Below are 24,819 nucleotides of genomic sequence, written 5' to 3'. Positions count from 1 at the left end.
CCCGTGGGCAGAGCCGGCCTCTCGGGCATTCCTGGGCCCGCGCTGTCCGGAGACGTCTGGCATTCACTCGCTCCGTCGCAACCTGTGTGAGGCCGCCAGAAGCACGACGCTCCATCACGGCCAGCAATTCACTCAGCAACGGCCATGCCACCGCCGGACCAGATGCCAATCAATTGAATTTACTATGCTTTTTCACTAACACGGATTGTCGGATTCGTAACAGGGTCGGGAATCAGACGTCGAGGTGAAGTGACTCGGTCGCCCAGCGCCAAGCCGCGGCGACCTGCGCTGCCGTCAGGCGTGGCGTCTGCGGCGCAGATGGATGACGATGTCAATCCGCTCCATGCGATAGCCCGGCAGCGGCTCCGGCAGCTGCTCGAACGCGACATGCTCGGGCACATCGACGAGCTCGCCTTCGTCCTCATAGAAGAAGTGCGGATGCACGGTCGTATTGGTGTCGAAGAACGATTTCGAGCCGTCCACGCCGATCTGCCGCAGTAGCCCGAGCTCCACGAACTGATTGAGCGTGTTGTAGATGGTGGCCTGCGAGATCTTCATGCCGGTGGCGACGGCGGCGCCATAGAGCGCATCGGCGGTGATGTGGCGGTCACCGCTGCCGAACAGAATCCGGCTCAGTTGCTGACGCTGCTGGGTGGGACGCAACCCGGCCCGACGCAGCGCGTCCTCGCATCGACGCATCAGGATCTCGCCAGCTTCGCAGGTCTCTGCCTGGGGACAAGGTCCGCCGTCGGAGTTGCACGGGGATCGAAGCTGGCTGTCCATCAACATCGTCACGGTCCTCGAACTCACATCGCGGCGCCCGCCGCCTCCTGCAGCGCCACATCGCGTCGCCGCTCGGCCATCCGGCTCTCGCCGCTCTCCTCGCCGAAACAGAGCGCGAAATCGTTGCACTGGGTGCAGACCGGCGTCGTGCACATCACGAAGCCATCGTCCTCGCACAGCATGCGGTAGAAGAAGCGCTTCCAGCGCATGTTCCTGGTGTTGCGGCTTGCGAGCGGCGCGAAATGGCGCGTCAGGAGCCGCGACAGCTCGGAGCGCTCGCGCAGGCCCAGGTCTTCCCAGAGATGGTTGGGCTCCATCGCGCGACGTGCCACCATGGCTGCGAGCCAACGGCCGACCTCGCCGTCCGTGGAGCGCTGCGCGGCGAGCAGATCGCGCACCATCCCGATCTCGTCGTCGTCCGGCGCGGCCACGGCCCCGGTGATCGGCAGCCATGAGGAGTCGATCGAGGCTGCAGGAAACAGCTGCGCCAGCAGTGCGATCAGCTCGACGGTCGAAAGCCCGGCTCGCTCCGCCAGCGCGCCGTGCTCCATCGCTGAAACGGCGAGGATCGATGCGATGACGTGACGGTCGAAACCGATGTCGCTGTCGATCAGCGCATCGTCGGGATCGACGCCGGTCAGCAGCCGGTAGATCTCGCGGCCGTGGTGCCGCCTGTCCTCTTCGAAGGAGCCGTTGCGCGGCGACGGTTGCAGGCCAGCGGCAACGGACTCCGAGACGCCCACGATTGCGATGGTCATAGCGTGATCCCCTGCCGCCTGCCGGCGGGACATGCGATGAGGTACCGGCCTTCCGACGGGAGGAAGGCCGGTACCAAGACTGCTTAAGCCGTTGCGGCGAGATCGGCGGCAGTCTTTCCGATTTGGCTCTCGTCGACGGCCTTCATGATGCCGTGCTCCATCAGCATGTCTTCGAGCTCGTCCATCGTGATCGGGGTCGGGATGATGCCCTTGCCGGCGTTGACGTGGATCTTCTGGGCCAGCGAGCGGTAGTGGCCGGCCTGGACCGAGTCGGGCGCATATTCCAGCACGGTCATGCGGCGCAGCTCGGCGTGCTGCACGATGTTGTCGCGCGGCACGAAGTAGATCAGCTGGGTGCCGAGCTTCTTCGCAAGAGCCTCGGCCAGCTCCAGCTCCTTGTCGGTCTGGCGCTCGTTGCAGACCAGGCCGCCCAGGCGCACGCCGCCGGAGTTGGCGTATTTCAGAATGCCCTTGGAGATGTTGTTGGCGGCATACATCGCCATCATCTCGCCGGACATCACGATGTAGATTTCCTGCGCCTTGTTCTCGCGGATCGGCATCGCGAAGCCGCCGCAGACCACGTCGCCGAGCACGTCGTAGGACACGTAATCGATGTCCTCATAGGCGCCGTTCTCTTCCAGGAAATTGATCGAGGTGATGACGCCGCGGCCGGCGCAGCCCACGCCCGGCTCCGGACCGCCGGACTCGACGCAACGGATGTCGCGATAGCCGACCTTCATGACCTCTTCGATCTCGAGGTCCTCGACGCTGCCCGCGGCAGCGGCCAGGCTCAAGATGGTGTCCTGCGCCTTGGCGTGCAGGATCAGGCGGGTCGAATCCGCTTTCGGATCGCAGCCGACGATCAGGATCCGGTGACCCATCTCGGCCAGCGCGGCCAGGGTATTTTGCGACGTCGTCGACTTGCCGATGCCGCCTTTGCCGTAGAATGCGATTTGTCGCAGTGATGACATTCTGCTCTCCATCAACCGATTGCCTATGTCGCGCCCGCTTGAAGCAGAGCGTGACCGCGTCCTCTTTGTGTCCGAACCGGCAGACGGGTTGTTGGGAAGGAGAGCATCGCTCGTCCGAAGCGTCGGCGTGCACTCAGCCCTCAACCATTGCCTGAGCGCAGTTTTGCAACCGCTGTGCCAGCACGCGCACAGCGCCAAAACGATCATGTTTCAAAGGAGATGCCGAGCAATCCGGACGCGATTGCGGGTTGTTGCAAACCCGACATCGGAATGCTTCGCAAGATGCGACGACACGCAGCCCTGTCTGAAACGACACAACGGCCGCGCCGTTTCAGCCGCGCAGGACCCGGAACGAGATTTGCTAGATCCCCCTCCGCAGCCCTGCGGCACAGACGCTGACAACGTTGAGGAGGATGCAATGCAGATCGGAGTGGAAACGGCCAAGGCGGTGGACCAGCGGCGCGTGTTCGTGATCGATGACGACGAGATCACGCGCGCGGCCCTGCAGTTCATGTTGCACGATGAAATCGAGACACATGAATTGGCGACGCCAGAGGAGGCGTATGAGAAGGGCGTCGATTGGCTGGCACCGAACGTGGTGCTGCTCGGGGTTTCCTTCTTGAAGCAACGCGGCCCCGAGCTCGTCCGCGAGATCCTGGCGAAGTTCAAAGGCGTGCGGATTCTGATCGTGACCGCCAAGGCCGACGAGGCGATCGCGATCGAAGGTCTCAAGGCCGGCGCGCATGGCGCCGTGGTCAAGCCGCTCACGATCGAGTCGGTGCGCAAGAAGGTCGACACCATTCTCGGCCGCGCCGGCGGCGCGCAGCTGGTCCAGCTCGGCGGCGCCTGACGTGACGACCGTCGTCTTCTATGAGAAGCCGGGCTGCGGCACCAACGCCCGGCAGAAGCTGATGCTGGCGCGCGCCGGCCACGATGTCGTCGCCAGGAATCTCTTGACCGAGCCCTGGACCGGCGAGCGGCTGCGGGCGTATTTCGCCGGGACCCCCGTCTGGAGCTGGTTCAATCCAGCCTCGCCGCGCGTGAAATCGGGAGAGATCGAGCCAGAGACAATCGAAGCCGTCGCAGCGATCGACCTGATGCTCGAGGATCCGCTGCTGATCCGTCGGCCATTGATCGAAGCTGGCGGCCGGTGCTGCGCCGGCTTCGATCGTGAACCCGTGATCTCGCTGCTCCGGCAGGGCGACGATCTGGACGATGTCCAGGGCTGCACGCGTCCGGATGGGTCGACACCTTGTCCGGAGCCGCGTTGAGCGGCTCCGTTCTGCAAGCTCAGCGCTTCAACACCATGACAAGGCGATCGACACGCTTGCCCTGCTTGAAGTGCGATTCGACGATCTCGTCGATATCCTCCGGCTTGGTCGGTCGATACCAGACGCCGTCCGGATAGACCACCATCATCGGTCCGGCGCTGCAGAAGCCGAAGCAGCCGGCGGCGGTGACGCCGATGTCCGTCAGCCGCTGCGCCTCGATGGTCTTGGTCAGCCGGTCCCACAGCGGCTGCACGCCGAGCGCGCCGCAGCTGCCGCGCGGATGCCCGGGCGGGCGCTGCGTCAGGCAGACGAAGGCATGATATTTGTAGAGCTGCGGAATCTCGAATGAATCATCCGCCTCGGCAACATCAGCATCGCTCATGACGCAGGCGCCTTGATACCCTTGTCGGCGAGCAGCGTCGCGAGCTCACCGGCCTGGAACATCTCGCGCACGATGTCGCAGCCGCCGACGAATTCGCCCTTCACATAAAGCTGCGGAATGGTCGGCCAGTTGGAGAACTCCTTGATGCCCTCGCGAATGAAGGGATCGGCGAGCACGTTGACGCTCTCGTAAGCCACGTCCAGCTTGGCCAGGATCTGCGCCACCGCGGCGGAGAAGCCGCATTGCGGCGCGGCCGGCACGCCCTTCATGAACAGCACGACATCATTGCTGTCGATCAGCTTCTGAATGCGTTCGGATGTCGACATAGACTGGATCCTTTCCCTGAATGCGACCGATCAGCCGGATCGCAACGATCACTTCGGCAATGACGTCTCGAGCGCCAGCGCATGCAGCACGCCGCCCATCTGGCCCTTGAGAGCCGAATAGACCATCTGATGCTGTTGCACCCGGCTCTTTCCAACGAAAGCCTGTGAGGTGACGCGCGCCGAATAATGGTCGCCATCGCCTGCCAGATCCTCGATCAGGACGACGGCATCCGGGAACGCCTCCTTGATCAGACGCTCGATATCCGTTGCTGCCATCGCCATCGCTGCCACTCCCGCTGGATTGATGAAGGCCTCATGCAAGCTCCGAACCAGTCATTTGCGGGCGGCAATCGCCGACTCGTCGGCATCTGACGACTTGTCCAGGCCAAACCGCCCGCGTTGCGTCGTCTTTGCTACATCAGCCACGGGGCAGCGAAGAGGCCGCGTTCAAAATCCAACATCGGCCCGTTCTTCCACCCGCCTTGTACCGACTCTGGCGCCGCCGCACCCGCTCGAAAACGGTCCGCGTCTTGCAGTGATTTGATCGAGGTCAATGCAGATGCTCGAACTCGCCAGCGAACCCGACACGATCAACTTCGGCGATCTGCCGCAAGAGATCGATGCGCTGCTGCAACAGGGCGTGGCGGCGTACCGCCGCGACCACGCGCAGGCGGATCGGCTGTTTCGCCAAGCGCTGGCGACCGCTCCGCAGCAGCTGCCGACCTACTTCTGTCTATATAAGATTCACACCTATCAAGGCCATCTCGACGAGGCAGAGGCGGTCGCCGAGCTGGGCCTTGCGGAAGCGGCGCGCCAAGCCGGCTGGCCACGTGATTGGCGGCACTGGACGCCGCATGATCCGCTGCCGGATGGCGCCGGCCGCTTCGCGCTCTACACGCTGAAGGCACTCGCCTTCATTCATCTGCGCAAGACTGATTCCGAGGGTGCAGCCGAAATGCTCGCGGCGCTGCGGCGACTCGATCCGGCCGGCGCCGTCGGATGGCCGGTCGTCGCCGCGCTAGCCGAGGGGCTCGGTTCGGAATGAGGCGACGCCAAGCATGAGCAGAGCGAACATGACACGAATTCCAACGACCATCCCCCGGAGCGAACCAGGATCATGAGAGGAACCAACGCATGATGACGATGCACGCCCCGCCCTCTCCTTCCCCGGCACAGAACGCCGTAGCGAGCGGCTCCCGGAATGCCGCCGAGAGCGTGATTGCCGCGTTGCGGACGGTCTACGACCCGGAAATTCCGGTGAACGTTTACGATCTCGGTCTGGTCTATCGAATCGCGCACGAGGGCGGCGGCGTCGTCGAGATCGACATGACCCTGACGGCGCCTGGGTGCCCGGTCGCAAGCGAGATCGTCCGCATGGTGGAGGACGCCGTACAGGCCGTCGACGGCGTCGCGTCGGTGAAAGTCACGCTCGTGTTCGAGCCGCCATGGGACAAGTCGCGCATGTCCGAAGAGACCGCGCTGGAGCTGGGTTTGTTGTAACGCGCGCGAGCCGCGCCAACAGGAGCAGGAGCATCACATGCCTACGGAGAGCACGATCAAGCTGACCGCCGGCGACGGCCATACCTTCCAGGCGTTTCGTGCCGATCCAGCCGATGCGCCGAAGGGGGCGATCGTCGTCCTGCCGGATGGCACCGGCGCTGCCGGCAAGCTGCGCAAGGTCGCCGATGCCTTTGCGGCCAGCGGATATGTCGTGATTGCGCCGGAGCTGTCGCCTCCTGCGGCGATCGACGCGGCAACGGAGGGCGAGCCGGCCAAGACCGTGCCGGATCCGGCAGCGCCGCTGCTCGCAGAGATCCAGTCAACGGTCGACAGCGTCAAGGAATGCGGCAAGGTGGCGGTGGTCGGCTTCGGCGCCGGGGGCGGTCTCGCCTATGACGCGGCCAACCGCGTCTCCGGTGTGGCCTGCGCGGTGAGTTACTACGCGACAGGTGTCGTCAACGCGGCCGGCGCCAAGCGCAAGATTCCGACGCTGCTCCATTTCGGCGAGGCCGACATCGTCGTGCCGTTCGCGGAGGTGACCATGTTCCGCGCCTATCATCCCGAGGTCAGCGCGTTCTCCTATCCGAATGCCGCGCATGCGTTCGACGGTGACGGCGAGACTTATGATGAATCTGCAGCCACGCTGGCACATGACCGAACCCTGGCGTGGATCTCGCAATATGTCGTTGGGCAGCCGCCGATCACGCTGAAGAACGCCGGCGCCTATGCGCTCGCCAAGACCGACAAGAAAAAGAAGAAGAAAGCCGACGACGACATGGGACCGCCGGCTGATTGACAATCCGATGGAGTGAGAGCGCCGCGATGCTGCCGACCACCATCCTGATCGACGAGCGGCCACGTTGCGTCGTACGCCCCAACGACACCAAGGATCTCAACCGTTTCATCCGCAACGGCAAGCCTTTTCTGCTCGCCGAGGTTCCGGACGGCAGGATCACGCATCGCAATGCCAGCGAGGCCGAGATGATGCAATGGCAGAACGCCCTGGCGCTACACCGCGCCTGGGGTGGCGACGACGAGAACTTCTTCGGCGTGCCATTGTATTAGTTGGGACCCGTAGGGTGGGCAAAGGCGCCACCGACGGCCGTGAGTTTGCGCAGCTCGATGCACGCCGTGCCCACCATTCCAAGATATTTCTAGGTGATAGAGTTACGGTGGGCGCGCTTCGCTTTGCCCACCCTACGCGCCGCACCGCGCTACTCGCTATGCCGTCTCCGTCATTGCGCGCGCAGCGAAGCAATCCAGGACAACACGGGCGACTCTGGATTGCTTCGTCGCCTTCGGCTCCTCGCAATGACGCAGCGGCCGGCTTACGGCCGCGCGGCGCGCGCGTCGTGAGGGTTGCCGGCCTGGTTGCGCATCCAGTCGGCGAGCTTGGTCATGGCGGCATCGACATCCTGCCGGGCGGACGCGTCGCTGACGGTCTCTTCGAGCGCACCGCGCATGCAGAGCAGCCAGGCGTCGCGCTCGGCATTGCCGATGGCAAAGCCCATGTGGCGCTGGCGCAGCCGCGGATGGCCCTTCTCCGGCGAATACAGTTTTGGACCGCCGAGCCATTCCGAGAGGTATCGCTTCAGAATGTGCTTGATCGGCCCAAGATTGCTGGCGTGCATGTCACGAATAGCCTTCGCCTCTGGCAGCGTGTCCATCCGGTGGTAGAACGACTCGACCAGACGATCGACCACGACGGCGCCGCCGATGCGTTCATAGGGCGTGACGACCGGTCCTGCTCCCGACGTTTCGGTCTCTGAAGTCCCAGCATCCGCCATCGACTGTTCCTGTCTCTACTCGTCCACGCTCGGCTGCAGGATGACCTCGGCCGGGGCGCCCGGCCCCTGCTCGTCCACGAGCTCCAGCGCATCGACGCGCGACAATCCGGCGCCGCTGTCCATCAGCACGATAGCGTCCCTCGGCATGCTGGCAAGAGCCTCGATCAGCTTGGCGACGGTCACAGTCCCTCCCTCCTCACGCGGCGTCTTGCGCGGCAACAGGCGCGCCGTTCTCGTCGAATTTGAGCGTCACCGGATCCTCGTCGAGCATCACGATCTCGGCACGGCTCAGCGCCCCATTGGCATGGTAGCTGTAGCGATGCGTGAGCTCGATCTCACCATAGACGATCTTTTCGAATCCGGTCAGCGCACCCGCGGCATCGAAATAGCCGCGGATGAAAGTGTTGCGGTTCGACAGCTGCTCCGGTGCGATCGCCGTCACCAGCCGCAGCGGCAGCTTGACGCCCGTATACGAGACGAAGAACTTGCAATCGTGCTCTGTACCCGTCATCACGCCGCCGCTTCAGCCGAATATCCGCAATGCAGCCGTCACGATACGGCTGCAGTCTTCAGGGCCTCGATCTGGTCGCGCGCCACCTTGAACACGCCGCGGCCGCCGGCGAAGGTCTGATAGGCCTTCATTCCGATCGCATCGCTCAATTTGTCGAACCATTGTTGCGGCGTCAGACCGACCGGCCGCTCGCTGATCTCGGCCACTGTGCCGTCATTGGCAAAGCGGACATGGAGCGTCACATTGTCCATATCATCCTCTCCTTACAGGCCCGAGCCGAAGCCGAGGAGCTCAATCTTGACGTTCTCCGTGCCCAGGATGGTCGCCTGGCACGCGAGCCGTGACTTCGAGCCGACGCCGACGATGGTGTCGAGCTTCTCGTTCTCCAGCTTGGACACCTTCGAGACGCCCTTGCGTCCCTCCTGCAGGAAGATGTGGCAGGAGCCGCACTTTGCCTGGCCCTCGCATTTGTGCTGGATTTCGACCTCGGCGCCAAGCAGCGCCGCGAGAATGGTGGTGCCCTCGCCCACCTCGATCGTCTTGCCTGATGGCATTACCGTCAATGTCGCCACTTGGATTCTCCTCTTCCAGTTTGAGATCAGAACTCGTCAGTAGATCGCCGCGCCCGCCCCGACATTGACCGAGGCATCCTTCATGGTCGCGACGATGAAGGCGATCTGGTCGGTAGTGAGGTGGACGTGGAACGGCAGGGCCACGACGCGATCGGCGACCTTCTCGGTCACGAGATAGTCGCCCCGCCGATAGCCCATGTTGAAATAATGTCGCTGCAGATGCAGCGGATTGGAATAAGCGATCGCCTCGACCTGTTCGACCCTGAGGTCCTCGACGATCGAATCCCGGCTCGATTTCGAGAACCGCGTACCGAGATGGACCTGATACAGGAACCAGTTCACCTCGGTCACATCGGGACCGACATAGGGGTCCTTGATTCCCTCGAACGACTGCACCTCGCTGTAATAGATCTGCTCGATCAGCTTGCGGCGTTCGAGGATCTCGTCGATCCGCTTCAGCTGCGCCAGCCCGAGGGCCGCCGTAACGTCGCTCATGACAGCCTGGTGCGATGCGCTGCTGCTGACCACGACCGATGCACGCTCGTCGAGCCTGTGGGAGCGATGACGGCGTACAGCAACAGCGATGTCGACGTCATCGGTGACGACCATGCCGCCCTCGCCGCAGGTCAACGCGAATGGCTGCGAGAAGTCGAACACCGCGGCGGTACCGAACGTGCCGACCAGCGCGCCTTGATATTTCGAGCCGATGGCCTCGGACGAATCCTCGATCAGCGGCAGGTTATGCGCCTTCGCGATCGCCTGCAGCTCCGACCATTTGGCTGGATGGCCGTTGGTGTTGCTGGCCAGGATCGCCTTGGTCTTGGGCGTGATCCGCGCCTCGACCTTGCTCGGCGCAAGCGTGCCCGAATAATAGTCGATATCGGCAAACACGGGCCTAGCGCCGACGATGCTGATCGCATGCGCGACCTCGCGGAACGAATAGGACGACGCGATCACCTCATCCCCTGGTCCGATTCCCATCGCCTTGAGGATGAGCAGCAGTCCCAGCGTCCCGCTCGGGACGGCGACGGCATATTTCCGCCCGAGATAGGCCGCGAACGCCGCTTCGAATTCCTCGACGAGCGGGCCGCAGGACAGCCGCGGCGAGCGCAATGTCGCTTCGACGGCCGCAATCTCCGCCGTCGTGATATCGGGATCGGACAACGGGATGAAGTCGGACCCGACCGGCGTCAGCTCGGTCTCGTCCTGCTCCTGTCGATCGGCGTCATGCACCAGATAGGGCTTGGTCATGATCAGCTCCGCCTGGCCAGGATCAGGCCGTTGGCCTTCGCGGGATCGTCGGTCACGCCGGCGCAATGCTCGCTGGCATCGAGCAGATGCAGGTCGAACGCCGCGTAGCTGCGGAACGGCTGTTCGGTTACGTCGGAGGCATCGCAACGCGTCAGGACCAGCTTGGGGAAGCGACGGCGCAATTCAACGAACGCCGCGCTGCCGGCATCGGGTCCATTGAGGACCTGCTCGATCTCATTCAGTTCCTGCTCGGCAAGTGCCATGTCACCCGTCCTCTTCGCATTACTGCCAGAATATCCGCTCAGGGTCGGCGTTCAGTTCGTCGACCGCCGCGGTCAACCGCCTGTGCACGCTGTGCAGCTCCCACGTCCCCTGAGCGTGATCCCTCCAGAACAGCTTCCACATCGCATTCGCCGGATCGTGACGCAGCAGCGCGACATCGATCACCCCGCCGTCCTTGTCGATGTTGCGCGAGCAGCACGGACTCTGGACGTGATAGCCGTTGTCAGCCGGCGACACCGTCGGCTCGACGTAGCGGTAGCGCTTGCGCGACTTCAGCGCGCGCTCGATCCGCTTGCGATCCAGCTCATTGGGATGCGCAGGCAGGACGAGGCTTGGCTGGAGCGCGGTTGCGACCATGACTGATCATCACCCCTCAAACCGGGACGATCTCCTCTTCGAGACAGCCCACCACGAGCTGCTCGCCGAACTCGACGAGATAGATTGGCATGTTCGCTTCCGTATGCGTGCCGACCTGAACGATCTCGCCCATGTCGCCGACGCCGACGAGCTTGGCTTCGCTGGGCGCGTTCGGGAACGAGCCGTCATTGACCAGATCGATGAGCGCCTTCACGCGCTGACCCCATTGATATTTCGGCAGACGTGGCTCGATCATGACTTGTAGGCTCCCGGCAGCGGCAGCTCGTCCTCGGCCTCCCCGCGGGGAACGGTCGACTCGAGCTCCTTGCGTTTCATGCCGACGCGGTTTCCGCTTTCGAGAAACTCGACGCCGTAGATGTAGAACTGCTGCAGGAAGGTTCCGATCGAGACGACGTAGCCAATCTCGCCCTTCTTCGCCAAGATCTCGCCGATCTCCTTGCCCGCATAGGTGCCGTCGTTGCGGATCGTGCGCTTCGCCTTCACCTTCTCGCCAAACGTGAAATACGGCGGCGCCGACAACTCCACGACCTCGCTGTCACGAACGATGTTGCTCATGCCGGTTTCTCCATCGCAGCTCCAAAACGGCTCGCGAGCCGGCCGCGCGCCACCTCCTGCACCAGCGGGTCCTCGTCACGCACCAGCTCCGCGAGCTCACTGAGCGCGATCCGGCTCGCAACCTCGTGACGCACCCGCCAGTCGGCGTCCTTGCGCATCGCGGTGAGGAGATCCGGCGCGAGGCGCTCGGCGATCTCGAGCCGCACCCGCGGATCTGGGTCGCTGATCATGCCAAGCAGCCAGTCGCTCGGGATGCGCCGCGCGACGACGCGGCGGACCTCGGCCTCCGGGTCCCCCATCATGCGGCCGAGCACGGACGGTACGATGCGGCGCGCCACGACCAGGCGGACGTAGTAGTCGTCGTCCATCATCATCGGCATCAGGTCTTCCGGATCGAGCACCGTCGCGATCCGGATGCGGACCTCGCGATGCGGATCATGGCGCAGCCGCAGCACCAGCCGCTTCGGCAGCCGCCGCGCGGCATTCCAGCGGACGGTCTCCTCGGGATCATCGAGCAGCGGCGGCAGAAAGAACGGGCTGGCATGCTTCGCCGCGATCGCGCGCACTTCGAAATGTGGATGCTTGACGTAGCCGTTGGCGAGCGCCGGATTCCAGTTGAAGAAGCGGTCGATGCGGCGGGCGTAGCGGTCGTGTACGCAGGCGTGCCGAAGGCGACAGCCGCCGGATGCGTTGAGCTGCGCGTGTTCGCAGTCCGTACAACTGATCTCGTTGCCCTGCCAGTCGATGGCCTCGTCGATGTCGTCATTCATCGTCGAGCTCCACCCGGTCGACCACCTCGAGCAGGACGCGTGCGCCGATCTTGTCGCTCGGATCGAGCTCGAGCAGCTTTTGCACCGCGAGCCGTCCCTCGACGAGATTGCCGAGGCGCATCTGCAAATAGGCGTATCCCTTCAAGGTGAACATGAAGAAACGCGGCAGCATGTTGTCATAGCTGCCGAACTCGGCATGACCGGCGCGAACGTCGCGCCAATGCGGCGGCAAGCGGTTCTCGACGGCCGCCTTGGTGAGGCACCGCTTGGCGATGCGCAACGCGTCAGCGAGCCGTCCCTTGTAGAAATAGAACCGGTAGAAGCCGATCAGGACCGCCGCATGCCCAGGCGCCAGCGCTTCCGCCTTTTTCAGATGCGTCTCCGCGACATCGTCGAGATGATAGCTCTGGCCCGCCTGCCACAGATGATACTCGGCCTCCTCCGGTAAGCCGCCGCCGAGCAGCGCGTCGGCGAGCAGCGCGTCCTCGATGGCGGTCTGAGAGCTGGGCCGGGCGTCCGTGGGCATGGCGAGCTATCCTAGTGCTCCAGCGCCTTCAAGGCATGGGTCGAGCACGAGACCTGCTTCGGATCGTGAAACACGAGGCCGGTCTGCGTCGCGGTATCCGCGAAGTCGATGGTGACGCCGTCGAGCAGCAAACGGCTCTCCGCCGGCAGGAACAGCCTGACGCCATCGCGTTCAACCACCGCATCGCCGGGCTGCGGCGTCGCGAGGACGCTGATGTCTGCGGCAAGTCCCGAGCAACCGCCGGGCGACACAGCGAGACGGAAACCCGAGCCCGCAGTGCCGTCAGCCCGCAACATCATGCGCATGAACTTCTGCGCGGCTGGCGTGAGCGTGAAGTTCATCTCGGTCTCCCTCAAGCCGGCGGCTGGTAGCGCGGGAACGAATTGTCGATCACGCAGGTGTTGTCGACCGGGCAGACCGCCGCGCATTGCGGCTCGTCGAAATGGCCGATGCATTCCGTGCACTTCTTCGGATCGATCACGAAGGTGCCGTTCTTCTCCGAGATCGCCACGTTCGGACATTCGGGTTCGCAGGCCGAGCAGCTCGTGCACTGCGAGGCAATGATCTTCAAGGTCATCAAAGGCTCCTGTCGAAGGGGCCCGGCGACGCGACGGCGCCGCCGGGGTCTGATGTCACGCTGCCGAGATCAGGGCGCCCTGGCGAATTTCGGCGTCACCGCGCACGACGTGCTGGATCTCGCCACTGTTCACCTTGTCGAGGTAGCTCTTGAACCAGGCGATCGCGGACTTCTCGATGAACTCATGGGCGAACTGATCGACCGGCTCGATGCCCGCGGCCTGCAGGTCGCTCTTCGGGCAGCCGCCGATCTTGGCCACGAACACCGCATGGCAGTCGTTGATGGCGCGGATGACGGTCTCCAGGCTGTCCTCGTCGCCATAACCGCCCTGGCAGTACAGGTCGACGCGGCGGTGACCGACGAACTTGGCTCCGGCCGTGGAGAGCTCGTAGACTTGGAACTCCTTGGCGTGTCCGAAATGCTCGTTGATCAGGCCCGAGCCCTTGGTCGCGACCGCGATCAGCAGCTTGATGTCGCTGGACTGGCCGGCGAGCGAGGCGAGCTCCTCCTGCTTCGCCACGACCTTGGCGACGCGCTCCTGCTCGACCGCCTCCTGATAGGCCTTGCGGCTGTCGATGTCGTAGTTCACCTCCATCGCCATGATCTTGTCGGTGGTGAATTCGGCGGAGCGGTCCTCGCCAAGCAGGCCCACGGCGTCGGCGCGGCACTGGCGACAATGCCGCATCATGTTCATCTCGCCTTCGCACTCGTCCTGCAGCGCCTTCAGCTCCTGCGCGGTCGGGCCGCGCTGGCCGGTCAGGCCGAACACGGTGCCGTGCTCCGGCGAGGAGATCAGCGGCATGATGTTGTGCAGGAACGCGCCGCGCGACTTCACCGCCTTGTTGACCTCGACGAGGTGCTTGTCGTTGACGCCGGGGATCATCACCGAGTTGACCTTGCAGAGGATGCCACGCTCCGTCAGCATCTCCAGGCCCTGCAACTGGCGATCGGTCAGCAGTTTGGCAGCCTCGACGCCGGTATAGCGCTTGTGCTTCCAGAACACCCAGGGATAGATCTTGGCGCCGATCTCGGGATCAACCATGTTGATGGTGATCGTGACGTGATCGACGTTGAAGCCGGCGATGGTGTCGACGTGATCGGGCAGCGCGAGGCCGTTGGTCGACAGGCAGAGCTTGATGTCGGGGGCGGTGCGAGCGATCAGCTCGAAGGTCTTGAACGTCTTCTCCGGATTGGCGAGCGGATCGCCCGGACCGGCAATGCCCAGCACGGTCATCTGCGGAATGGTCGAGGCGACAGCGAGCACTTTCTTGGCGGCCTGTTCCGGCGACAGCTTCTCGCTGACCACGCCCGGACGCGACTCGTTGGCGCAGTCATATTTGCGGTTGCAGTAGTTGCACTGGATGTTGCAGGCGGGCGCGACGGCGACGTGCATGCGCGCGTAGTGATGATGCGCCTCCTCGCTGTAGCAGGGATGGTTCTTCACCTTCTCCCAGATCTCCGGCGGCAGGTCGTTCTCGCCGGCGCCCGAGCCGCAGCTCGCCTTGCCGCTGCCGCCCGAGGTGCCGCAGCCCTTGTGTTCCGCGATGGTCTGCATCACCGAGCTCAGCTTGTCGCCGTCCGGTATCGTCGCCTGTTCGTGCTGCACTGACGCGTCCATGTCCGCTCCTTACGTTGCTGGCGAGCCGCAAACCGCCTTGGGCTAGGGTTCAGCAACTCGCGTGCCACGCCGCGGACAAGATCATTTCGTCAGACTATCAACGCCTTAGCCAGATCCTCGCGCCTGTCGCCTTGCCAACATGCGAAAGGCTCTCGTTTCGGGCGTTGTTAGAAACGTTACAGACTCGAATTGGGACACAGGACGAACGGCAAAACAGCGCAGCTTGCGGCCGCGCTGTTCGATTTCCGGTGTCGTGGTTTCGCTCAGCCGCCGATGATGATCTCGGTCGCGCGGGCCAGCGGAATCGCGATCGGCGTCAGCCGCTCGGCGATGAAGAACTTCAACTCGTTCTTCGACAATGAGTCAGGCTCGACCAGGACGTAATGCTCGGCGCCGGAGCGCTTAATCACCTGACGGCCATAGGTGCGCAGCAACTGGTCGTTGAAGCGGCAGCCGATGAACAGGAAGCTTCGGTCGGTGCGCCGGTCCTTGACCGTGTCGGGTATCGGCGTCTGGATGTCGATGTCGGTCAGGACCTCGACATAGTCGGCGTCGGTGATCAGGAAGTTCTTGGCTGGCGTGGTCCCGCCATGCGGCTTGTAGAGCAGCGTGGTCCAGCTTCCGGCCTTGTTACGATCGCTCTCGGCGCCCGCAGCGTCGTAGAAGCGATACCAGCGGTCCTCGCCAATTCCGGCCCGCGTGATGCCCTGCACCTCGCCCCAATCGCCGCGCCCGGCGAGCGCCGTCCGCATCGCGCCGTCATACCAGCTGTCGACGACCATCGGCAGCGGCAGCGACGCCAGATACTGCTGCAGCGGTGTCGGCGCGACGGGCGCGGCAAAGGCTTCAGCCATCAGCGCCGTCACCGTCGAGCGGTGGCGCGTGCTCTCGATGTGCTGCGCGGAAGCCCACGCATTGCCCTTGGCGCGGCGCGGCAGCGCGACCTTGGTGCCGAAGAACGCGGCCAGCGCTTCAGGATTCATCGGCACCGCCGCGCCGGATTGCTCCGAGACGCCGGGACCGAGATACGGAACGACCTTGCCGGCCTTCAGCCGGGCCACGACGTCCTTGAGCAGGGCTTCGGCATCAGCCTGTCTGACGATGTCGATATGAGGAAGCGGCGCATTCATCACTCGTCCCCTTCGCCACCGCGCTTGCGCGCATTGATCGTGATCGGCAGCCGCGTGTCGGCGGCCATCTGCGGCAGTTCGAGCACCCAGCCATTGGCGATGCGAATCCAGCCACCCCACAAGGACTCGTGCTCGGACTCGACGATGGGCTCCTCGAGGTCCTTCTTGGGGACGTAGATCGACAGGCCCGTTTCCGGCGAGCGGCGGATCATGACTTTCATTACGTGAGCTCCGTGGATCGAAGGGGGTCCGCCGATTGTGAAGGATGATGCTGCAGCCAGGCCGGCGAGGTCTCACGCAGCCTGGCGACGATGTCGGGCAGGACCTGCAGCACGCGCGTGATGTCGTCGTCGGTGGTGTCGCGCGATAGCGAGAAGCGGACGGCGCCGCGGAGCAGATCCGACGGCACGTTCATCGCGCGCAGCACATGCGACGGCTCCATCGAGCCCGACGCGCAGGCCGAGCCGAGCGAAGCCGCGATGCCCGCCTGATTCAGGCGCATCACGATCGGCTCACCTTCGAGATGCCGGAAAGCGATGTTCAACGTGTTGGGCAGCCGGTGCTCGATATCGCCCAGCACGGCGCAATGGCCGACGTCCTGGATGATGCCCTGCTCCAGCCGGTCGCGCAGCGCGCGCACCCGGCCCTGCTCGTCGGCGAGATGTTGTCCGGCGAGGTCGGCCGCCTTGCCGAGACCGATGATCGCAGGCACGTTCTCGGTGCCGCCGCGGCGGCGGCGCTCCTGCGGGCCGCCGCGCACCAGCGGCGCGAACGGCGTGCCCTTTCTGACATACAGCGCACCGATACCCTTGGGGCCGTGCAGCTTGTGGCCCGACAACGACAGCATGTCGACGCCGGCAGCTTTCAAATCGATCGCGACCTTGCCGACAGCCTGAACGGCATCGGTATGAAACAGCGCACCGGCGTCATGTGCGAGCTTCGCCAGCTCCGGAATCGGGAACAGCGTGCCGGTCTCGTTGTTGGCCCACATCACCGAGGCGATCGCAGTGCGGGGCCCGAGCGCGCGCTTGTAGGCCTCGAGATCGAGGCAACCGACCGCATCGACGCCGATCAGGTGCACCGTGAGGCCGCGCTTGTCCCTGAGATACTCGACCAGCGACAGGATCGCGGGATGCTCCACCGCCGTCGTGACGATCTCGTCGCGCGCGTCTTGCGTCTCCAGCGCCGACAGGATCGCGCTGTTGTCGGATTCCGTGCCGCCCGACGTGAAGACGAGCTCGTGGTCGAAGGCGGCCCCCAATAGCGCCTGCAGGCTCTTGCGCGCCTGTCTCACGGCGCTGGCCACCTCGCTGCCGAACGCGTGCGAGGACGACGCATTGCCGAACTGCTCCGAGAAGAACGGCAACATCGCGGCGACGACCTCAGGATCCGCACGGGTCGTCGCGTTGTTGTCGAGATAGACCGGACGCAAGACCGCTCCTTAATGCCGCGCCTTGGCTGCGCCGGCCACCGGAACGAGGCGAACGAACTCGCCGAGCTTTTCGATCATGCGCGCCTGGATGCCCTCGAGCGTCGCGCTGGCGAGCTTGCAGAAGATGCAGGCGCCGGCGAGCTTGACCATGATCTTGTTGCCGTCAATCTCGACGAGCTCGCAATCGCCGCCGTCGCGCTTGAGGTTCGGACGGACCTCCTCGATCACGGCTCGGATGATCCGCTCGCGCTCGCTCATCTGCGACGGCGCTTCGACGATGCCCTGGGATTCGACCAGCATGGTTTCACTTCTCGCGTGTTGAATGATCGGGCGAAAGTTCAAGCGAACGACTTGCCGCAGCCGCAGCTTGACTTGGCATTCGGATTCTCGAAGGTGAAGCCGGAGCCTTCCAGCGCGATGACGAAATCTATCGTCGTGCCTTCGAGATATTCGAGGCTCTTGTGATCGACGAGCACGCGCACGCCCTCGCGCTCGATCACGGTGTCCTCCGGCTCGCTGCCGCTGACGAGGCCCATGTTGTATTTAAGCCCGGCGCAGCCACCGGCTTCGACCATGATCCTGAGGCCATCGACCGGCTTGTCGGAGGTTGTGATCGCGTTGCGAACCGCGTTGATGGCGCTGTCGGTCAGGTTGATCATCATCATCTTGCCTTTCCCATTCGGCTGTTGCGAACAGGAATGGCAAGTCTCATGCCATGCAGCAATTAACTGAAACGACACGGCTTTTCGCAAAGTCGCTGTGGCGTTTCCGACGCATGTCGGGTTTCCGACACGGATGATTTACGCCGGCCTCGGACGTGCCGAAAGGATGTCGCGGCGGAAACCCGACAATGCTCTGAGGTCGCGGGCGAAAGACCAAGTAAATCAAGACGCAGCACACACCGGCAGACAATTTGCATTCCAGCCCTTTTCGACCGCGCCGTGCGGCGAGACGGCTCACCAGGACATGCGAGGGGATTGCTGATGACGACATTGGAGAAGACGGTTGCGATCGAGACCACCGCGCTCGCGCAGCTCGACAAGGAAGGACGGCTGCTCAACGCCGTCCTCAAGGCGCCCACCACCAAGCCGGGACGGTTCGGCTTCCGCGGCGACATCGCGCTGAAATTCCAGACCCAGGTCGCCGACGAGAAGCGGCCGCCGGACTTCTCGATCGAGCAGGTGCTGACGATCGTCAACGACGGCGAGGCGACCATTCCGGTGCTGGTCGGCTACATCCACTCGCTGGCCTATCTCGAGACGGCGGTCGAGGTGCTCAAGAACCTGCTGCAGCCGAACGGCAAGTACTTCATGTTCTGCAACAACATCGACCTCCTGGCGAAGTATCGCATCAAGATGGGCGACGTGACGTTCTATGTCCTGCCTTGCGACGAATCCACGGTCTGGAAGGAGATGCTGGAGCTGCTGTCGATCGACAAGAACGACATCAAGAAGCTCGATACCGCCGGCAAGCTCGACTACGTGCTCGATACCGCCAAGGACTTCCGTGAGAATTACGATCTCGTGCCTTACGCGGATGCACTGGCCAGGATGGAGCCGGTCAAGAACCGCAACGAGAACCGGCCGGTCTGACATCGTCCTTTTCTTCATATGCAAGATGAAGTCCCGGCAGTTGCCGTCGGGACTTCGTCGGGATCGCAGCCTCAGCCTTCCTCGCATTGCAGGCCGGTCTCGTCCTCATCCTCTTCATCCTCGACCAAGGTCACGCCGGTCACGCAGATGTCGCCATCGAGGACGCTCAACGCCACCGGCGTCAGGCTCTCGCCCTTGCACGGGCCGTCGACGCAGAGCCCGGTGCCGATCTCGAACAGCGAACCGTGCTTGCCGCACAGGATGCGCAGGCCGTTGCCGTCCAGAAACTGATTTCGCTCCCAGTCGAGATTGACCTTATCGTGCGGGCACATGTTCAGATAGCCGAACACCTGCTTGCCCCAGCGGATCACGAAGATCGGCCACGGACGTTGCGTTCCGTCCTCGGCCACGATCATGAGCTGAAAGCCCATGGCGCGGCGGCTCGGGATGTCGTTGAAGCTGCAGATGGCGTAGGCGACGTCGGTCGTCATGTCGGGCCTCATCGATGTCTGGCGCATCTCCGACACGGCCGCTTCAGCGCAGCGGGAGCGGCGGTCGGCTCGCCTGCGGAACGCGTTGCAAGATTCGCGCAACTCCGCCCGTCCGCCTGGCTTTCTTCGCTGCTGCGAGAGACTGGCACAGAACTTGAAAATTTCTCCTGCAAATCCGGCTTTGTAAGGAGATCGACATGAACGTGGCACTGGAATTCGTCGAGAGCTCGCTCGACGACATCAAGGCGGCATTGGAGGGCGGCACGCTGACGGTCTACTCGGTGGCGCGTCCGATTACCGCGGACAAGCCGGTCGACCGCAGCGGCGTGCTCGCGACCTTCACGTTCGGCTCGCCCGCCTTCGGCCCCGCGGTGGATGGCCTCGAGCAGCCGAACTTCGTCGCGACGTCCGTGCCGGCGGCCACCGTCGGCACGCCCGGCTTTGCGCGCGCCCGCAAGGCGGACGGCACCACCGTCGCCGATTTCTCCGCCGGCCCAGGCGAGCGCGAGATCAAGTTCACCGAAGTGTCGTGCTCGCCCGGCGCGCCGGTTACGGTCGCGACCTTCAAGATCATCGCCGAAGGCGGCTGGCCGGAGCGTCCGGAATACTACGACACGCATCCACGCCCGGGCTATCCGATGCCGAAGACGCTGTGACGGCGGACGCCGTCACGCCTTGGACAAGGTCCCTCCTGTTGGTTTAACGACATCGCGAGCGAATGCATGAGCACAGACTTCTCTGACGCCCTGGTCAGCTCCGAATGGCTGGCGCAACATCTCACCGATCCCGCCACCAAGATCCTCGACTGCACCTGGCATCATCCGAGCACCAATCTCGATGGCCGTACGCAATATCGCGGCCGGCATCTGCCGGGCTCGGTGCATTTCGACATCGACCAAGTCGCCGACAAGTCGAGCCCGCTGCCGCACATGCTGCCGTCAGCGGAGGATTTCGCCCACAAGGTCGGGCTGCTCGGCATCAGCAGTGCCGACCGCGTCATCGTCTATGACCGCCACTATGGCGGCTCCGCCGCGGGCCGCGTGTGGTGGATGTTCCGCGTGTTCGGGCACGACAACGTCGCCCTGCTCGACGGCGGCTTCGGCAAATGGACCAAGGAGAAGCAGCCGGCGGAGATGACGCCGGTGCGCCCGGTGCCGGCGAGCTTCACGGCCAGCTTCCAGCCCGGCCTGGTCGCGACCTCAGCCGATGTGCAGAGTGGCGGCGCGCAGCTGGTCGACGCCCGTGGGCCCGGCAAGTTCGATGGCACGCAGGCCGATGTCTTCACCTTCAAGCGCCAGGGCCACATTCCCGGCGCGATCAATCTGCCCTGGGCCGATCTGGTCGACCCGGACACGGGCGTGCTCATGGCGCCCGACGCGCTCGCAGCCCGATTCGCGAGTGCCGGCATCGATCTGGAGAAGCCGATCGTCACCACCTGCGCCTCGGGCATCACGTCATGCATGCTGGCGCTGGCACTCTATCGGCTGGGACGTCCGGATGTTGCCGTCTACGACGGGTCCTGGGCGGAATGGAGCCAGCTCGACGACACGGCGGTGGCGGCGTGATGTGCACAGACGAATGACGGGAGCACGAGCATGGCAAGAACCCTGGTCAAGACCACGCAGGACGGCCGCAAGGTCGAGGTGATTGGGCTGGCAATCTGTCTCGAAGGCGAGCTCGAGGCGTTCGAGCTGGTCGAAGTCAAGCTGCATCCGAACCGGCGCAAGATCTGGGAGGCCGCGCCCGACGCGACCCACATGGCCGGCCGCATCACTTTGACCAAGGACGAGGCCACAATCGTCGAGAGCGCGTTCGCCGCCGCCCAGGCCGAGATCCTCGCCGACCCCGCCGCGATCAACGAACGCTTCCGCATCGCCGCGATGTGGAAGGCGCGGGAACAGGGGATCGAGTAGGCGCACGATTGGTCGTGTGGGCAAAAGCCAGCGGGCGACGCGAAGCGGCGATCGATGGCGTGCCCACTATTCCCATCCCACACATCGAAAGATGGTGGGCACGACGCGTTAGCTGAATCAGCGTGCAAAGACTGCCCAGGCGCCTTTGCCCACCTACGGATTCATCCCCGTCATCGCGAGCGCAGCAACGCGATCCAGGGCAGCGCGAGGACTCTGGATTGCTTCGTCGCCAGCGGCTCCTCGCAATGACGGCCCTAGCGGCGGATATGACTACTGAAAAACCCGCCAGCGGTAGCGGTAGCTGCCGGCGTCGTCGACATCGAACAGCTCGCCGATATCGGGATGCTTGACCGGCTCACCCGTGACGTCCGCCACCAAGTTCTGCTCCGGCACATAGGCGATGTAGCTGCTGTCGCCACATTCGGCGAGCAGGTAGTAGAACGGCTGTTCCTTGTCGAGCCTGGTGTCCATGGTGATGGCGCGCCAGCCTTCCTCCTCGGAGAATGACAGGTCGACGTCAAACACCACACCGCGCAGATCGTAGACGCGGTGCCGGGTCACCTGGCCGATCGTGAACTTTGCCTCCATCCGCACCATGACAGCACGCTCGATGATCTCACGCCGCCGGCGAATGGGTCTGGCAGTTGGTCGGGCAGACCCGGGCGCAGGCGCCGCAGCCGATGCAGGCGCCGGTGTCGTGCATGACCATGATCTTCTTCTCGACCTCGTCGTCCTCGTCGTCGTCGAGCTCGACGAACTCGCCCTCGTCGTTTATGCCCTTCAAGGTCATGACCTCGCGACCGCAGACCTTGTAGCAGCGGCCGCAGCCGATACACTTGCCGGCGTCGATGGCGACCAGATAGTCCGGCCGCCAGTCGCGGCCGTCGCGGGTTGAATTGGACATGATGACGGGTCCTATGTAAGCCTACGCGGTCTCGAGCTTCTTCAGCTCGGCCCGCTTCTTCTCCAACTCGGCAAAGGCTTCATGCGCCTTCTGCGCCGTCGGCAGGATCTGGTCCCAGTTGATGGGCAGCTCCTCCGACAAGTCGTGCAGGTTCATCTTGGCATCCATGGCACGTGCCGACAGCTTCTTGATCTCGGCCTTCAGGGTATCCAGGTCGCTCATCTCTTCACCTCGCCGTTAGTAATTCGCGACGTCCTTGAACTTCTCGATCATCTCGACGCCGGCGTTGACAAACTTGTCGCCCTCGTCGGCCAGCTTGCCGAGATTGTCGAAGCCGAAGCGGTGCACGTCGCGCAGCTGCTTGTTGACCACGATCAGCCGGCCGCCGATCAGCACCATGCGGCCAAAGCCCTCGTGGCTCATCTTCAGCATCGGCGAGATCATCACGCCGGTGGCCTTCTCGATCGACAGCGCGATCGCGTTGAAGAACAGTTCGAGCCGCCAGATCGTCTCCGGATCGGGATCGCCGATGATCGGCAGCGCTCGCCGCTTCTCCTTGTCCAGGATGTAGGGCTCGAGCAGGTCGATGTCCTTCTTGCCCTCCCAGGCGCCGTGGGTGTCCTGGGCGCGCCAAACCTTGATGAGTTCCTTGACGAAGGGCCGCTGCTCGGCGGGTACCGTTTCGACTGCTACCGCGGTATCGGACATGTTGGTTTCCTCATTCCTCGAAATCGAGAACGCGTTCCTGGCCCTTGGCGAGCGCCTTGCGCAGCCAGGGCGGCGGCGTGCCAGCCAGAACGGCCTGCAGCTTGCCCAGGAGATCGCTGATCTCCTCGGGCTGATTGACCTTCATCGGGTGGATGTTGTTGGCGACGACACGCGCGGCGCCGGAGCCGCCGATCGCGGCGACATAGAGGATCGCGCAATCCTTGATCGCCTCGATCTTCGGCGCCAGCTTGTCCTCGTTGCCGTCCTCCTTGAGATCGCCGTCGAACTCGACGGTCTCGACGAAGCGATGCCCCGCAGTGTCGACATCGTAGATCGCGATGTTCTTGGCCCAGCCGAAATGGGCGTCGACGCGTTTCAGATCCTGGGTAGCGAATGCGACTTTCATGTCGGCGGTCCTTTCTCCTGAAACGTCAATGCAGAGGCGCCACGACGGCGGAGTCGATCGATGCCTGCTGGACGTCCTTCCACGGATCGAGCCAGGTGTCAGGCGTCGGCTGATGGTTGTCCTCGCGATCGGCGATGATGAGATTGGCCAGCGCGAAGACGAGGTCGCGGGTACCGCGATAGCCGACCGTCAAGAGATGCCCTGCCCCGAGTCGGTCGAACATCGGAAAGCCGATCCGGTAGAACGGGATTTTGAGACGCGCCGCAGCCTGGCGGCCATGCGAATGCGTCATCATGAGACCGCAGTCGCGCGCCTTGGCGAGCGTCTCCAGGTCCTCGAGATCGCCGATCAGCACCTCCTCGCACGGCATGCGTTCGAGCACCGGCGACTGGGTCGTGGTGACAGCCACGGCAATTTGCGCACCCATGTCATGCAGCATGCTGGCGACATCGAACAGCAGGTCCGGCTCGGCGCCGATCGCGAGCTTGCGGCCGCCGATGTGGAAATGTGCATCCAGCATGGCATCCGCGAGCTGGCCGCGCTGCCGGCGATATTTTGCCGGCACCGGACGCCCCGAGATATCGCTCAGGAACGTCATGAACTCGTCGTTCGGCAACAGCCCGCAGAGCCGCTCGAACAGCCGGTACGGCACGCCCGTCCTGGCCTGCATCGCATCTGCGGCTCGCTTCATCTGCGCGCCGATCGCGATCGTCCAGGATGCGCTGCCCATGGTCGCGATTTCTTCGAGACCGATGCCGCCGATCGTGGTCGGTGTGAACTCGTCCGGGATGTGGCCGTCGAGCGAGCCGCCGATATCCGGCAGGAACGACGGCTCGAGGCCGAAATCCTCGAAGATCGTCCTGAGCTCCTCGATGTCGCCAGGTGTCAGATGGCAGCCCGGCAGCACATTGACGCGCGCCGGATCACGCCGTGTCGAGGTCGGCTTGTCGACCAGCACCTCGACCATCTTGGCGACTGTCTTGTCCCAGCCATCCTGGAACGCATCCTTGAAATCGGGCGTCGAGACATAGACCAGCGGGTAGGTCGCGAGCTCCGGATGCTTCTCGCGGATCAGCCTGATGTAGCCGTCGACATCGTCGCCCTTGGTCTCGGTCACGCCCGTCGAGCAGATGCCGATGATCTCCGGCTTCTGCCTCTTATGGATGTTGAGGATCGCCTGCTCCACGTTCTCGTAGCCGCCGAGTACGGTGGCGACCTCGCTCATCGCCGTCGTCTGCATCGGCACCGCTTCCTTGAAGTGGCGCACGAACAGCGTCAGCCCGAACGAGGTGCAGCCCTGCGAGCCGTGCAGCAGCGGCATCGCCCCGCGCAGGCCGAGGAAGGCGAACGAGCCGCCGATCGGCTGGCTCATCTTGAGCGGATTGACCGCGCAGGCCTTCTTTCCAATGGTGACCTTGGTCATGA

The 24,819-nt window shown here is 63.9% G+C and carries 43 protein-coding genes; 10 read left to right on the top strand and 33 right to left on the bottom strand.

Features of this window, described 5'->3' with window-relative positions; genetic code table 11:
- Window positions 1-294 precede the first annotated feature (294 nt).
- The 3 genes from irr to nifH form a co-directional block, all read right to left on the bottom strand.
- The gene (gene irr / locus QW881_RS03420) at window positions 295-789 is read right to left on the bottom strand and encodes a Fur family transcriptional regulator Irr (protein WP_315756201.1); all 495 of its coding nucleotides are present in this window, start codon (window positions 787-789) and stop codon (window positions 295-297) included.
- Window positions 790-806: 17 nt separating this feature from the next.
- The gene (locus tag QW881_RS03415) at window positions 807-1,541 is read right to left on the bottom strand and encodes a nitrogen fixation protein NifQ (protein WP_315756202.1); all 735 of its coding nucleotides are present in this window, start codon (window positions 1,539-1,541) and stop codon (window positions 807-809) included.
- Between the two features lie 83 nt (window positions 1,542-1,624).
- Complete coding sequence (gene nifH, locus QW881_RS03410; RefSeq protein ID WP_315756203.1) at window positions 1,625-2,512, bottom strand: nitrogenase iron protein; 888 nt, start codon at window positions 2,510-2,512, stop codon at window positions 1,625-1,627.
- 418 nt (window positions 2,513-2,930) lie between these two features.
- On the opposite strand from nifH, the gene QW881_RS03405 reads away from it, so the two are divergent.
- Both QW881_RS03405 and QW881_RS03400 read left to right on the top strand, forming a co-directional pair.
- Entirely contained in the window at window positions 2,931-3,362 is a 432-nt protein-coding gene (locus tag QW881_RS03405) for a response regulator transcription factor (RefSeq protein ID WP_315741025.1), read from the top strand.
- Window positions 3,256-3,783 (top strand): ArsC/Spx/MgsR family protein, encoded by a 528-nt coding sequence (locus QW881_RS03400; protein ID WP_409998981.1) that lies wholly within the window; start codon window positions 3,256-3,258, stop codon window positions 3,781-3,783. Before QW881_RS03405 ends, QW881_RS03400 begins: the two co-directional genes overlap by 107 nt.
- Window positions 3,784-3,802: 19 nt before the next feature.
- On the opposite strand, the gene QW881_RS03395 is transcribed toward QW881_RS03400, so the two are convergent.
- The 3 genes from QW881_RS03395 to QW881_RS03385 are packed head-to-tail and all read right to left on the bottom strand — an operon-like array spanning window position 3,803 to window position 4,773.
- On the bottom strand, window positions 3,803-4,165 hold the full coding sequence (locus QW881_RS03395; protein ID WP_315756205.1) for a (2Fe-2S) ferredoxin domain-containing protein: 363 nt from the start codon (window positions 4,163-4,165) through the stop codon (window positions 3,803-3,805).
- Window positions 4,162-4,491 (bottom strand): Grx4 family monothiol glutaredoxin, encoded by a 330-nt coding sequence (gene grxD / locus QW881_RS03390; RefSeq protein WP_315756206.1) that lies wholly within the window; start codon window positions 4,489-4,491, stop codon window positions 4,162-4,164. Before grxD ends, QW881_RS03395 begins: the two co-directional genes overlap by 4 nt.
- 48 nt (window positions 4,492-4,539) lie before the next feature.
- Complete coding sequence (locus QW881_RS03385) at window positions 4,540-4,773, bottom strand: BolA family transcriptional regulator (protein WP_315740981.1); 234 nt, start codon at window positions 4,771-4,773, stop codon at window positions 4,540-4,542.
- Between the two features lie 271 nt (window positions 4,774-5,044).
- On the opposite strand from QW881_RS03385, the gene QW881_RS03380 reads away from it, so the two are divergent.
- The 4 genes from QW881_RS03380 (at window position 5,045) to QW881_RS03365 (ending at window position 7,056) form a co-directional block, all read left to right on the top strand.
- Window positions 5,045-5,536 carry a hypothetical protein gene (locus QW881_RS03380; RefSeq protein WP_315756207.1) on the top strand — a complete coding sequence of 164 codons (492 nt, stop codon included), beginning with the start codon at window positions 5,045-5,047 and terminating at the stop codon, window positions 5,534-5,536.
- 92 nt (window positions 5,537-5,628) lie between these two features.
- Window positions 5,629-5,991 carry an iron-sulfur cluster assembly protein gene (locus QW881_RS03375; protein WP_315741024.1) on the top strand — a complete coding sequence of 121 codons (363 nt, stop codon included), beginning with the start codon at window positions 5,629-5,631 and terminating at the stop codon, window positions 5,989-5,991.
- A gap of 37 nt (window positions 5,992-6,028) precedes the next feature.
- Window positions 6,029-6,787, top strand: a complete 759-nt coding sequence (locus QW881_RS03370) for a dienelactone hydrolase family protein (RefSeq protein ID WP_315756208.1) — start codon at window positions 6,029-6,031, stop codon at window positions 6,785-6,787.
- Between the two features lie 26 nt (window positions 6,788-6,813).
- Complete coding sequence (locus QW881_RS03365) at window positions 6,814-7,056, top strand: hypothetical protein (protein WP_315740978.1); 243 nt, start codon at window positions 6,814-6,816, stop codon at window positions 7,054-7,056.
- 263 nt (window positions 7,057-7,319) lie between these two features.
- On the opposite strand, the gene QW881_RS03360 is transcribed toward QW881_RS03365, so the two are convergent.
- The 20 genes from QW881_RS03360 to QW881_RS03265 all read right to left on the bottom strand — a co-directional run bounded on the left by QW881_RS03360 (window position 7,320) and on the right by QW881_RS03265 (window position 18,039).
- On the bottom strand, window positions 7,320-7,778 hold the full coding sequence (locus QW881_RS03360; protein WP_315756209.1) for a group II truncated hemoglobin: 459 nt from the start codon (window positions 7,776-7,778) through the stop codon (window positions 7,320-7,322).
- A gap of 15 nt (window positions 7,779-7,793) precedes the next feature.
- On the bottom strand, window positions 7,794-7,961 hold the full coding sequence (locus QW881_RS03355; RefSeq protein ID WP_315756210.1) for a hypothetical protein: 168 nt from the start codon (window positions 7,959-7,961) through the stop codon (window positions 7,794-7,796).
- Between the two features lie 13 nt (window positions 7,962-7,974).
- Entirely contained in the window at window positions 7,975-8,289 is a 315-nt protein-coding gene (locus QW881_RS03350) for a DUF6156 family protein (RefSeq protein ID WP_315756378.1), read from the bottom strand.
- 38 nt (window positions 8,290-8,327) lie between these two features.
- Window positions 8,328-8,540 (bottom strand): hypothetical protein, encoded by a 213-nt coding sequence (locus tag QW881_RS03345; protein ID WP_315756211.1) that lies wholly within the window; start codon window positions 8,538-8,540, stop codon window positions 8,328-8,330.
- A gap of 12 nt (window positions 8,541-8,552) precedes the next feature.
- The gene (locus tag QW881_RS03340; protein WP_315756212.1) at window positions 8,553-8,861 is read right to left on the bottom strand and encodes a 2Fe-2S iron-sulfur cluster-binding protein; all 309 of its coding nucleotides are present in this window, start codon (window positions 8,859-8,861) and stop codon (window positions 8,553-8,555) included.
- Window positions 8,862-8,897: 36 nt separating this feature from the next.
- A complete protein-coding gene (locus QW881_RS03335) occupies window positions 8,898-10,112 on the bottom strand; it encodes a DegT/DnrJ/EryC1/StrS family aminotransferase (protein ID WP_315756213.1) in 1,215 nt (404 codons plus the stop codon).
- A 2-nt stretch (window positions 10,113-10,114) separates the two neighbouring features.
- The gene (locus QW881_RS03330; protein ID WP_315756214.1) at window positions 10,115-10,375 is read right to left on the bottom strand and encodes a hypothetical protein; all 261 of its coding nucleotides are present in this window, start codon (window positions 10,373-10,375) and stop codon (window positions 10,115-10,117) included.
- A gap of 19 nt (window positions 10,376-10,394) precedes the next feature.
- On the bottom strand, window positions 10,395-10,751 hold the full coding sequence (locus tag QW881_RS03325; RefSeq protein WP_315756215.1) for a DUF3024 domain-containing protein: 357 nt from the start codon (window positions 10,749-10,751) through the stop codon (window positions 10,395-10,397).
- A 16-nt stretch (window positions 10,752-10,767) separates the two neighbouring features.
- Window positions 10,768-11,007, bottom strand: a complete 240-nt coding sequence (locus QW881_RS03320; RefSeq protein WP_315756216.1) for a nitrogen fixation protein NifZ — start codon at window positions 11,005-11,007, stop codon at window positions 10,768-10,770.
- Window positions 11,004-11,327 carry a nitrogen fixation protein NifZ gene (locus QW881_RS03315; RefSeq protein WP_315756217.1) on the bottom strand — a complete coding sequence of 108 codons (324 nt, stop codon included), beginning with the start codon at window positions 11,325-11,327 and terminating at the stop codon, window positions 11,004-11,006. The genes QW881_RS03320 and QW881_RS03315 overlap by 4 nt, the downstream gene beginning before the upstream one ends.
- Complete coding sequence (locus tag QW881_RS03310) at window positions 11,324-12,097, bottom strand: 4Fe4S-binding leucine-rich repeat protein (protein ID WP_316158034.1); 774 nt, start codon at window positions 12,095-12,097, stop codon at window positions 11,324-11,326. The genes QW881_RS03315 and QW881_RS03310 overlap by 4 nt, the downstream gene beginning before the upstream one ends.
- Window positions 12,090-12,623, bottom strand: coding sequence for a hypothetical protein (locus QW881_RS03305; protein WP_315756219.1), 534 nt, complete (start codon window positions 12,621-12,623; stop codon window positions 12,090-12,092). Before QW881_RS03305 ends, QW881_RS03310 begins: the two co-directional genes overlap by 8 nt.
- Window positions 12,624-12,634: 11 nt before the next feature.
- Window positions 12,635-12,964 carry an iron-sulfur cluster assembly accessory protein gene (locus QW881_RS03300; protein ID WP_315756220.1) on the bottom strand — a complete coding sequence of 110 codons (330 nt, stop codon included), beginning with the start codon at window positions 12,962-12,964 and terminating at the stop codon, window positions 12,635-12,637.
- Window positions 12,965-12,975: 11 nt separating this feature from the next.
- Entirely contained in the window at window positions 12,976-13,200 is a 225-nt protein-coding gene (locus QW881_RS03295; protein WP_006609676.1) for a YfhL family 4Fe-4S dicluster ferredoxin, read from the bottom strand.
- Window positions 13,201-13,255: 55 nt separating this feature from the next.
- A complete protein-coding gene (gene nifB, locus QW881_RS03290; protein ID WP_315756221.1) occupies window positions 13,256-14,818 on the bottom strand; it encodes a nitrogenase cofactor biosynthesis protein NifB in 1,563 nt (520 codons plus the stop codon).
- Between the two features lie 263 nt (window positions 14,819-15,081).
- Window positions 15,082-15,948 carry an SIR2 family protein gene (locus tag QW881_RS03285; protein WP_315756222.1) on the bottom strand — a complete coding sequence of 289 codons (867 nt, stop codon included), beginning with the start codon at window positions 15,946-15,948 and terminating at the stop codon, window positions 15,082-15,084.
- Window positions 15,948-16,169: a putative nitrogen fixation protein NifT gene (gene nifT, locus QW881_RS03280; protein WP_315713133.1), complete on the bottom strand. Its 222-nt coding sequence runs from the start codon at window positions 16,167-16,169 to the stop codon at window positions 15,948-15,950. Before nifT ends, QW881_RS03285 begins: the two co-directional genes overlap by 1 nt.
- Window positions 16,169-17,380 (bottom strand): cysteine desulfurase NifS, encoded by a 1,212-nt coding sequence (gene nifS / locus QW881_RS03275; RefSeq protein WP_315756223.1) that lies wholly within the window; start codon window positions 17,378-17,380, stop codon window positions 16,169-16,171. The genes nifT and nifS overlap by 1 nt, the downstream gene beginning before the upstream one ends.
- Window positions 17,381-17,389: 9 nt before the next feature.
- Complete coding sequence (locus tag QW881_RS03270) at window positions 17,390-17,680, bottom strand: NifU family protein (RefSeq protein ID WP_315713137.1); 291 nt, start codon at window positions 17,678-17,680, stop codon at window positions 17,390-17,392.
- A 38-nt stretch (window positions 17,681-17,718) separates the two neighbouring features.
- Window positions 17,719-18,039: a HesB/IscA family protein gene (locus QW881_RS03265; protein ID WP_257170758.1), complete on the bottom strand. Its 321-nt coding sequence runs from the start codon at window positions 18,037-18,039 to the stop codon at window positions 17,719-17,721.
- A 324-nt stretch (window positions 18,040-18,363) separates the two neighbouring features.
- Between QW881_RS03265 and QW881_RS03260 the strand changes: the two genes are divergently transcribed.
- Window positions 18,364-18,972 (top strand): hypothetical protein, encoded by a 609-nt coding sequence (locus QW881_RS03260; RefSeq protein WP_315756224.1) that lies wholly within the window; start codon window positions 18,364-18,366, stop codon window positions 18,970-18,972.
- 71 nt (window positions 18,973-19,043) lie between these two features.
- Here the strand turns inward: QW881_RS03260 and QW881_RS03255 are convergent, their stop codons facing one another.
- Window positions 19,044-19,463 carry a Rieske (2Fe-2S) protein gene (locus QW881_RS03255; protein ID WP_315756225.1) on the bottom strand — a complete coding sequence of 140 codons (420 nt, stop codon included), beginning with the start codon at window positions 19,461-19,463 and terminating at the stop codon, window positions 19,044-19,046.
- A 197-nt stretch (window positions 19,464-19,660) separates the two neighbouring features.
- Between QW881_RS03255 and QW881_RS03250 the strand changes: the two genes are divergently transcribed.
- The 3 genes from QW881_RS03250 (at window position 19,661) to QW881_RS03240 (ending at window position 21,376) form a co-directional block, all read left to right on the top strand.
- Window positions 19,661-20,119, top strand: coding sequence for a hypothetical protein (locus QW881_RS03250; RefSeq protein WP_315740959.1), 459 nt, complete (start codon window positions 19,661-19,663; stop codon window positions 20,117-20,119).
- 66 nt (window positions 20,120-20,185) lie between these two features.
- On the top strand, window positions 20,186-21,028 hold the full coding sequence (locus QW881_RS03245) for a sulfurtransferase (protein WP_315756226.1): 843 nt from the start codon (window positions 20,186-20,188) through the stop codon (window positions 21,026-21,028).
- 30 nt (window positions 21,029-21,058) lie between these two features.
- Window positions 21,059-21,376, top strand: a complete 318-nt coding sequence (locus QW881_RS03240) for a hypothetical protein (RefSeq protein ID WP_315756227.1) — start codon at window positions 21,059-21,061, stop codon at window positions 21,374-21,376.
- A gap of 270 nt (window positions 21,377-21,646) precedes the next feature.
- Here the strand turns inward: QW881_RS03240 and hspQ are convergent, their stop codons facing one another.
- Genes hspQ through nifN form a run of 6 tightly spaced genes read right to left on the bottom strand, consistent with a single transcriptional unit; the run spans window position 21,647 to window position 24,817 of the window.
- A complete protein-coding gene (gene hspQ / locus QW881_RS03235; RefSeq protein WP_315756228.1) occupies window positions 21,647-21,973 on the bottom strand; it encodes a heat shock protein HspQ in 327 nt (108 codons plus the stop codon).
- 19 nt (window positions 21,974-21,992) lie between these two features.
- A complete protein-coding gene (gene fdxB, locus QW881_RS03230; RefSeq protein ID WP_015665404.1) occupies window positions 21,993-22,280 on the bottom strand; it encodes a ferredoxin III, nif-specific in 288 nt (95 codons plus the stop codon).
- Window positions 22,281-22,301: 21 nt separating this feature from the next.
- A complete protein-coding gene (locus tag QW881_RS03225) occupies window positions 22,302-22,502 on the bottom strand; it encodes a CCE_0567 family metalloprotein (protein WP_012045814.1) in 201 nt (66 codons plus the stop codon).
- A gap of 15 nt (window positions 22,503-22,517) precedes the next feature.
- On the bottom strand, window positions 22,518-22,988 hold the full coding sequence (locus QW881_RS03220; RefSeq protein ID WP_315756229.1) for a NifX-associated nitrogen fixation protein: 471 nt from the start codon (window positions 22,986-22,988) through the stop codon (window positions 22,518-22,520).
- A gap of 10 nt (window positions 22,989-22,998) precedes the next feature.
- Window positions 22,999-23,394, bottom strand: a complete 396-nt coding sequence (nifX, locus tag QW881_RS03215) for a nitrogen fixation protein NifX (protein ID WP_315756230.1) — start codon at window positions 23,392-23,394, stop codon at window positions 22,999-23,001.
- 25 nt (window positions 23,395-23,419) lie between these two features.
- Entirely contained in the window at window positions 23,420-24,817 is a 1,398-nt protein-coding gene (gene nifN / locus QW881_RS03210) for a nitrogenase iron-molybdenum cofactor biosynthesis protein NifN (RefSeq protein WP_315756232.1), read from the bottom strand.
- Window positions 24,818-24,819: the final 2 nt, after the last annotated feature.

Source organism: Bradyrhizobium sp. SZCCHNS3016 (genome assembly GCF_032484535.1).
Lineage (GTDB): Bacteria > Pseudomonadota > Alphaproteobacteria > Rhizobiales > Xanthobacteraceae > Bradyrhizobium.
This window is presented reverse-complemented; position numbering and strand designations above follow the sequence as displayed.